Origin of the sequence: Streptomyces sp. (assembly GCF_035563135.1) — a bacterium.
In the GTDB taxonomy this organism is placed as follows: Bacteria; Actinomycetota; Actinomycetes; order Streptomycetales; family Streptomycetaceae; genus Streptomyces.
In genome coordinates, this window is sequence record NZ_DATMVN010000790.1 from 1 (window position 1) to 7,931 (window position 7,931).

The following is a 7,931-nucleotide window of genomic DNA, read 5'->3' on the forward strand; positions in this document are numbered from 1 at the left end:
CTTGATGAAGTCCGCCGCGCGCTCCTCGGCGTCGCCGCCGATCTCACCGATCATGACGATCAGGTCGGTGTCGGGGTCGGCCTCGAACGCGGCGAGCGCGTCGATGTGCGTCGTGCCGATGACCGGGTCGCCACCGATACCGACGGCCGACGAGAAGCCGATGTCACGGAGCTCGTACATCATCTGGTACGTCAGCGTGCCGGACTTCGAGACCAGGCCGATGCGGCCCGGCTTCGTGATGTCGCCCGGGATGATGCCGGCGTTGGACTGACCGGGGGTGATCAGACCGGGGCAGTTCGGGCCGATGATCCGGGTCTTGTTGCCCTTCGAACCGGCGTACGCCCAGAAGGCGGCCGAGTCGTGCACGGCGATGCCCTCGGTGATCACGACGGCCAGCGGGATCTCGGCGTCGATCGCCTCGACGACGGCGGCCTTCGCGAAGGCCGGCGGCACGAAGAGGACGGACACGTCGGCGCCGGTCTTCTCCATCGCCTCGGCGACGGACCCGAACACGGGTACCTCGGTGCCGTCGAAGTCGACGGAGGTGCCCGCCTTGCGCGGGTTCACGCCACCGACGATGTTGGTGCCGTCGGCCAGCATGAGCTTGGTGTGCTTCATGCCCGTGGCGCCGGTCATCCCCTGGACGATGACCTTGCTGTCCTTGGTGAGGAAGATAGCCATGGTGTTGGAGTCCCTCGTCCCTTACTTCGCAGCCGCGGCGAGCTCGGCGGCCTTGTCGGCCGCGCCGTCCATGGTGTCCACGCGCTGTACGAGCGGGTGGTTGGCGTCGGAGAGGATCTTGCGACCCAGCTCCGCGTTGTTGCCGTCGAGGCGCACGACCAGCGGCTTGGTGACGTCCTCGCCCTTGGACTTGAGCAGCTCCAGGGCCTGGACGATGCCGTTGGCGACCTCGTCGCAGGCGGTGATGCCACCGAAGACGTTGACGAAGACGGACTTGACGTCCGCGTCGCCGAGGATGATCTCGAGGCCGTTCGCCATGACCTCGGCGGAGGCGCCGCCACCGATGTCGAGGAAGTTGGCGGGCTTCACGTTGCCGTGCTTCTCACCGGCGTACGCGACGACGTCCAGGGTCGACATGACCAGACCGGCACCGTTACCGATGATGCCGACCTCGCCCTCGAGCTTGACGTAGTTGAGGTTCTTGGCCTTGGCGGCGGCCTCGAGCGGGTTGGCCGCGTCCTTGTCCTCGAGCGCCTCGTGGTCGGGCTGACGGAAGTCGGCGTTCTCGTCGAGAGACACCTTGCCGTCCAGCGCCAGGATGCGGCCGTCCTTGGTCTTCACCAGCGGGTTGACCTCGACGAGGAGCGCGTCCTCGGCGACGAAGGTGTCCCACAGGGTCACCATGGCCTCGGCGACACCCTCGGCCACCTCGGCCGGGAACTTCGCCTGGGCCACGATCTCGCGGGCCTTCTCGATGTCCACGCCGTCGACGGCGTTGACCGGGACCTTCGCGAGGGCCTCGGGGGTCTTCTCCGCGACCTCCTCGATGTCCATGCCGCCCTGCACCGACGCCATGGCGAGGAAGGTGCGGTTGGTGCGGTCGAGGAGGTACGAGACGTAGTACTCCGCCTCGATCTCCGGGGACAGCTCGGCGATCATCACCTTGTGGACCGTGTGGCCCTTGATGTCCATGCCGAGGATGTCGGTCGCCCGGGCGACCGCCTCGTCGGGGGTGCCGGCCAGCTTGACGCCGCCGGCCTTGCCGCGGCCGCCGACCTTCACCTGCGCCTTGACGACCGACTTGCCGCCCAGCCGCTCGGTCGCCTCGCGGGCTGCCTCAGGCGTGTCGATGACTTCACCGGCCAGCACCGGTACACCGTGCTTGGCGAAGAGGTCCCTCGCCTGGTACTCGAACAGGTCCACGCGCGTCCGTCCCTTTTAGTGGTCTCGCGGTTGGTTTTCTGCGTGGGCGTGCCGCGAGGGCAACGTGACTGCGCAGTCACTAGGGAGGCGCACACGGTGACCGGGTACGCGGCATGTCCATCCGGCAGGTTATCCCCGCGCCGCGCCGGACCCTAAATTGCACATCACACCTGAGCGGTGATACCGGTCACAGACCGCGCTGGTGACCGGGGTGCGAAGGACAAAACGCACGCCCACGGGCCGGACAGGACGCCCCGCGGCCGGAACGTCCGTGGCCGGAGCTCCCGCACGGGCCGTGGGGCCGCACCGTCAGGTCACCGGCCGGTGTCCGGTATCGGCAGGGGCCGTTTCTCGATCGCCGCGGCCATGACCTCGGGGAAGAGATCCGGGGTGCAGGCGAAGGCCGGGGCGCCGAGCTCCGCCAGCGCGGCGGCGTGCTGCCGGTCGTAGGAGGGCGTGCCCTCGTCGGAGAGCGCGAGCAGCGTCACGAACTGCACACCGGACGCCTTCATCGCGGCGGCCCGTTCCAGCATCTCGTCGCGGATCCCTCCCTCGTGGAGATCGCTGATGAGGACGACTACGGTGTCCGCCGGACGGGTGATCCTGGACTGGCAGTAGGCCAGCGCGCGGTTGATGTCCGTGCCGCCGCCGAGCTGCGTGCCGAACAGGACGTCGACCGGATCGTCGAGCTGGTCGGTGAGATCGACGACAGCCGTGTCGAACACCACGAGCCGGGTCGCCAGGGTCCGCATCGAGGCGAGCACCGCGCCGAAGACCGAGGCGTGGACGACGGAGGCGGCCATGGACCCCGACTGGTCGACGCAGAGGATGACGTCCTTCTTCACGGACCGGTCCGTGCGCCCGTACCCGATGAGCCGCTCGGGTATCACCGTGCCGGCCGCTCCACGGCCGGGGAGGGTCACGTGGTTCCTGAGGTTGGCCCGGATCGTGCGGTCCCAGTCGATGTCGCGGTGACGTGGCCGGCCCGACCTGGCCGAGCGGTCGAGGGCGCCGGTGAGCGTCGCCCTCGTACGGGTGGCCAGCCGGCGCTCCAGGTCCTCGACGACCTTGCGTACGACGGCCCGGGCCGTTTCCCTCGTCGTCTCCGGCATGGCCTTGCCGAGCGAGAGCAGGGTGCCGACCAGATGGACGTCGGGTTCGACGGCCTCCAGCATCTCCGGCTCCAGCAGCAGGGCGGAGAGCCCGAGGCGGTCGATCGCGTCACGCTGCATGACCTGGACGACGGAGGCCGGGAAGTACGTACGGATGTCACCGAGCCAGCGGGCCATCGCCGGGGCGGATGCCCCGAGCCCCGCAGAGCGCCCGGTGCCGCCTCGGCCGCCCGGCTTCCTCCCCCCGTCGTACAGAGCGGTCAGTGCTTCGTCCATCGCCGCGTCGCGTCCGTCGAGCGCGTGCCCGGTGCCCCCGGCGCCGTCCGCGCCGAGCACCATGCGCCAGCGCCGCAGCCGCTCGTCCTCGGCAGGAACCGCGTCCACCGTCTTCTCCTCCTCCATGTCCGCCCGGTCCGTGGTCATCGGGCCGCCGCCCGCTCCGCCGGGGCGCCGAGGCCGAGCAGCAGCCTGACCACCGGGACCACGGCGTCCGCCCGCTCCTCGTCGAGTCCTTCACCGAAGCCGGGTGCGGCCGGCACACCCTCCCCGTGCGTCCTCGCGGGCTCCGTTCCGCGGCGGACGAGCTCACCCAGCGTGCGTCGTACACCCGGCTCGTAGGCCGAGAACGTGCGGCGCACCAGGGGCAGTACGCCGGCGAACGCGTCGGCCGGTATGCCCGTCAGCCAGGTGTCGACCAGCCCGAGGAGCCGCTCGTCGTGGACGAGCAGCAGGCCACCACCCGCCGCCCCTCCGATGAAGCCCTCGATCCAGGCCGCCGCGTCGGCCGGTGCGGTGCCGGGCGAGAGTGCCAGTCCCATCAGGCGCGCGGCCTCGCTTCCGGCCAGCCGCCCGTCGTCCAGGAGCAGTCGCGTGGCACGCCCCCGGATCACACCGGCGACCGCGTCCCTGACGGACAGCCTGTGCAGGACCCCGGCCCACCGCTCGGGCAGTCCGCCTGCCCGAACGGCCCCGGCGAGCAGTCCGATCGCGGTGTGCACGCCGTCCACCCGGCGCCGCGCCTCATCGGCGGCGTCCGCGTCGAGGCCGGTGCAGGCGGACGGCAGACCTACGCAGACGCGCTCGGCGAGGCCGACGGCCACCTCTCCCAGGGCCGCGGTGTCGGTGGACCGTACGTCCCCGTACCGCAGGGAGCGGGCCAGGGCGGGCAGCGCGTCGGCCAGGTGTCCGACGTCCGCGTCGAGGGCGGCCCGGTCGGCGAGGGCCCTCATCACGACGGGCAGGGTTTCCGGCAGGCCGGCCAGGAGGCACTGCTCGGCCAGCGCGGTGACCCCGGCGAGCGACGCCGCCGAAACGGCGTCCGCCTCGGCCCTGGCGGTCGCGGCGCCGAGCACGGTGGTGCCCCACACCCCGGCCTCGGCGATCCGGACGAAGAGTTCGGGCTCCCAGTGCAGCCGCCAGCTCTCGCGGAACGTGCCCGTGCTGCCCCGGCCCGCTGCGGGTTCGCCCCAGTGCACTCCGATGAGCCGCAGCCGGTGCAGCAGTCTGCTGCGGGCGGCGTCGGTGTCCTTGCGCAGATCGAGCTCCAGCTCGCGCCTCTCCGCCTCGGGCCTGAGCCGCAGCGTGCGCTGCTGCTTGTCCAGATCACGCTGGAGGGGGACGGCCGGGGCGGTGTCCGGGACCTCACCGAGGACCTCGCCGACGACGAGCCGGTCCCGCACCAGGGCGAGCGGCACATCGGACCCCTCGCACATGACGGCCCTGACCGCGTCGGTGGCTTCGTCCAGGCCGACCGCCGGGCGGCCGCGCAGGGCGGCCAGCGTCCCTGCCAGCCTGACGGCCTCGATGACATCCGCGGAGGACACGGTCCTGTCCGTGCCGCGCAGAAGGCCGGCCACCTTCGTCATCCAGCGCTCGACGGGCCGGTCGGGGGCGCCGAAGAGGTGCTCGTACCAGCCGGGCGACTCGATCCCCGCGCCGTATCCGCTGTACCGGGCGAGCCTGCGATGGGTCCAGGGCACCCAGGTCAGCTCCGTCCTCACCTTGGGCATCCCCTTGAGGAGCGCCCGGTCGGCGGCGACCGTCCTCCTCGCCGTGAGCGCGGGCACGTGCCACGCGCCGCAGACCACGGCGATGCCGTCGCCGAACTCCTTACGGGCCGTGCGCATCCGGAGGCGCATACAGGCTTCCCGCACCGCGTCCTGCGGATGTCCGCCGTCCCCGTACGCCTCGCGCAGCGCCGTCATCGCCTCGGCGAGCGCGGCGAAGGGGGCGAGCGGGTCTGCCGGCCGCCCGTCCGCCGCACGGTGTTCGACGACGTCCTCCCACCAGCGCTCGGGGTCGTCGTACCCCGCGGCCCCGGCGAGGATCCCGATCGGATCGATGGCCCGGACGCCCTCCGGTGCGCCCTCCCGCTGCTCCGCCAGCGCCAGTGAGTGCGCGGCGGGCAGGTCGACGAAGCGCACGGGGACCCCGTGCGCCGATGCCCAGCGGATCGCCACCCACTCGGGCGAGAAGCCGGCCAGCGGCCAGAACGCGGCGCGCCCCGGGTCGTCCACGGCGTGGGCGAGCAGCGCGACCGGCGGACGCATCCGGCTGTGCGCGGCAAGCGACAGCAGCCCATCGCCCTCGGGCGGCCCTTCGACGAGCACGGCACTCGGCCGTGCGGATTCCAGGGCGGCCAGGACCGCACGGGCGGAGCCCGGACCGTGGTGGCGCACCCCCAGCAGCAGCGGCCCTCCGGGAGCAGTGGTGCCTCCGGCGCGGGGAGTCATTCGGCGGCCTCACGGCAGGCGCGGTAGAAGTCCTTCCAGCCGTCCCGCTCCCTGACGACGGTCTCCACGTACTCCTGCCAGACCACGCGGTCGGCCGTGGGGTCACGGACCACTGCCCCGCGGATGCCTGCCGCCACGTCCCCCGGCCGCAGGACTCCGTCGCCGAAGTGAGCGGCGAGCGCGAGGCCTTCGGTGATGACGGAGATGGCCTCGGCCGTGGACAGCGTCCCGGACGGCGACTTGATCTTGGTGCGGCCGTCCGTGGTGAGGCCGTCGCGCAGTTCACGGAAGACCGTGACGACGCGCCGGATCTCGGCCATGCCGTCGGGAGCCGGGGGCAGATCGAGCGAATGCCCGATCTGGGCCACCCGCCGGGACACGATGTCCACCTCTGCCTCAGATGTCGCGGGCAGCGGCAGCACGACGGTGTTGAACCGGCGGCGCAGTGCGCCGGAGAGCTCGTTGACCCCGCGGTCGCGGTCGTTCGCCGTGGCGACGAGGTTGAACCCCCGCACCGCCTGCACCTCTTGCCCCAGCTCCGGGACGGGAAGTGTCTTCTCCGACAGGATCGTGATGAGCGCGTCCTGCACATCGGCGGGAATACGGGTGAGTTCCTCCACACGGGCGGTCATGCCCTCGGCCATGGCCCGCATGACAGGGCTCGGCACCAACGCGTCGCGACTGGGTCCGTGGGCCAGCAGCTGCGCGTAGTTCCACCCGTAGCGGACGGCTTCCTCGGGGGTACCCGCTGTTCCCTGGACGAGCAGGGTCGAGTCCCCGCTGACGGCCGCGGCGAGGTGTTCGGACACCCACGTCTTGGCGGTCCCCGGAACGCCGAGGAGCAGCAGGGCCCGGTCGGTGGCGAGCGTGGTGACAGCGACTTCGACGAGGCGGCGCGGGCCCACATACTTCGGTGTGATCAGCGTGCCGTCCGGGAGCGTGCCACCGAGCAGATAGGTGGAGACGGCCCATGGTGAGAGCTTCCAACGGGCGGGCCTGGGACGGTCGTCAGCGGCGGCGAGCGCCTTGAGCTCGTCGGCGAAGGCATGCTCGGCGTGCGGCCTCAGGGCTTCGCCGCCGACTGCGTCGGTCTGTACGGGCACGGTCATGGATCCCCCTCCGGATCGGTCGATCCGATGCGGTTTCCACCGTGCACCATGGCACTGACAATCGGTCCCGGCACATGGCCGGGGCCGATCGGGGGACCGGACGGGAAGTCAGCCCGTGACGGGCGAGACCGCGACGCATCCGCCGCTCGTGAGGAGCTTCTCGCCCTTCACCTCCTCGATGACCTCACCCTTGTACGTGATGGTGCAGGCGAGGTCAGCCGCACCCGCGTCCGGTGCGACCGGCATGACCGCCGGCGGCATGATTCCGCGCAGGGTGACGGTCTTCCTCCAGGGCAGCGCGGGCGACTCGACCGACTCGATCTCGGGCTCCATGGCCTTGCCCCCGCCCCCGTGGAACTGGATCTCGTCGGCGCTCGTACCGGTGACTTCGTAGGTCACCTCGTACGTCTCGTCCGTGGCCCTGTCGACGGCGTCGACAGCCTCGTCTGAGCAGGCACCGAGGCCGAGTGCGAGGGCGCAGACGGCCGATGCCGCCACGGCGGCACGGATGGTGCGGGTGGTGCTCGTGATGCGGTTCATGGAAACCCCCCGGTTCTGTTCGCCGAATGCTCTGCTTCGCAGAACTCTCCGCTTCGCAGAAAAGCGCACGGAAGCGAAGCGGTCAAGGCAGTACGGAACGGGCGGAATCGGCAGCCGAAGCCGATTGTCAGTGGCACGCCTTACCGTCGGTCCCATGGTGCTGTCCCACGGGGAAGAAGCCCGCCGCTCCGCCGACCAGGCGGCACGCCGGGCGATGGAGCGGGTGCTGGGCCTCGCTCCTGACGACAAGTCACGCGCGAGCGGCCGCGCGCTCGGTTCGGAGCGCGCGTGGTCAGGTGCGGGTCACGGCGGTGCGGGTATCGCATGGGGGCTGTGCACGGATGGCGGCAACGCACCGCACCGTACGCTGATCGACGCGAACGGGCCCGCGTACAGCTGCAGTTGTACTTCCGAGAGGCCCCCTTGCGCGCATGTCCTGGGGCTGTCGCTCCTCGTCGCCTCCGGCGCCCCGATGCTTGAGCAGGACCAGGAGCCGCCCCCCTGGGCCGCGCAGTGGCTGGCGGACCGGTGCGGCCGGGCAGCGGCCCAGGCGG

Annotated in this window: 6 protein-coding genes and 1 pseudogene; 1 reads left to right on the plus strand and 6 read right to left on the minus strand. The window is 71.5% G+C overall.

Annotated features, from left to right (window positions below; genetic code table 11):
- From sucD to VN520_RS35200, 6 genes are all read right to left on the minus strand, one after another.
- Positions 1–681, minus strand: a 681-nt coding sequence (gene sucD, locus VN520_RS35175; RefSeq protein WP_325751013.1) for a succinate--CoA ligase subunit alpha, incomplete at its 3' end; no start/stop codon positions are given.
- 21 nt (positions 682–702) lie between these two features.
- Entirely contained in the window at positions 703–1,884 is a 1,182-nt protein-coding gene (gene sucC / locus VN520_RS35180; RefSeq protein WP_325751014.1) for an ADP-forming succinate--CoA ligase subunit beta, read from the minus strand.
- A 314-nt stretch (positions 1,885–2,198) separates the two neighbouring features.
- Positions 2,199–3,419 carry a VWA domain-containing protein gene (locus tag VN520_RS35185; RefSeq protein ID WP_325751015.1) on the minus strand — a complete coding sequence of 407 codons (1,221 nt, stop codon included), beginning with the start codon at positions 3,417–3,419 and terminating at the stop codon, positions 2,199–2,201.
- A complete protein-coding gene (locus tag VN520_RS35190) occupies positions 3,416–5,728 on the minus strand; it encodes a DUF5682 family protein (protein WP_325751016.1) in 2,313 nt (770 codons plus the stop codon). Before VN520_RS35190 ends, VN520_RS35185 begins: the two co-directional genes overlap by 4 nt.
- Complete coding sequence (locus tag VN520_RS35195) at positions 5,725–6,837, minus strand: AAA family ATPase (protein ID WP_325751017.1); 1,113 nt, start codon at positions 6,835–6,837, stop codon at positions 5,725–5,727. Before VN520_RS35195 ends, VN520_RS35190 begins: the two co-directional genes overlap by 4 nt.
- 108 nt (positions 6,838–6,945) lie before the next feature.
- Entirely contained in the window at positions 6,946–7,377 is a 432-nt protein-coding gene (locus VN520_RS35200) for a hypothetical protein (protein ID WP_325751018.1), read from the minus strand.
- Between the two features lie 154 nt (positions 7,378–7,531).
- Between VN520_RS35200 and VN520_RS35205 the strand changes: the two are divergent.
- A pseudogene (locus tag VN520_RS35205) lies at positions 7,532–7,931 on the plus strand (SWIM zinc finger family protein); the annotation flags it as partial.

What these genes read in the sequence shown, in the direction of transcription:
- VN520_RS35185 (WP_325751015.1), bottom strand. Translation starts at nt 3,419, where the DNA reads ATGACCACGGACCGGGCGGACATGGAGGAGGAGAAGACGGTGGACGCG.
- VN520_RS35200 (WP_325751018.1), bottom strand. Translation starts at nt 7,377, where the DNA reads ATGAACCGCATCACGAGCACCACCCGCACCATCCGTGCCGCCGTGGCG.
- VN520_RS35190 (WP_325751016.1), bottom strand. Translation starts at nt 5,728, where the DNA reads ATGACTCCCCGCGCCGGAGGCACCACTGCTCCCGGAGGGCCGCTGCTG.
- VN520_RS35195 (WP_325751017.1), bottom strand. Translation starts at nt 6,837, where the DNA reads ATGACCGTGCCCGTACAGACCGACGCAGTCGGCGGCGAAGCCCTGAGG.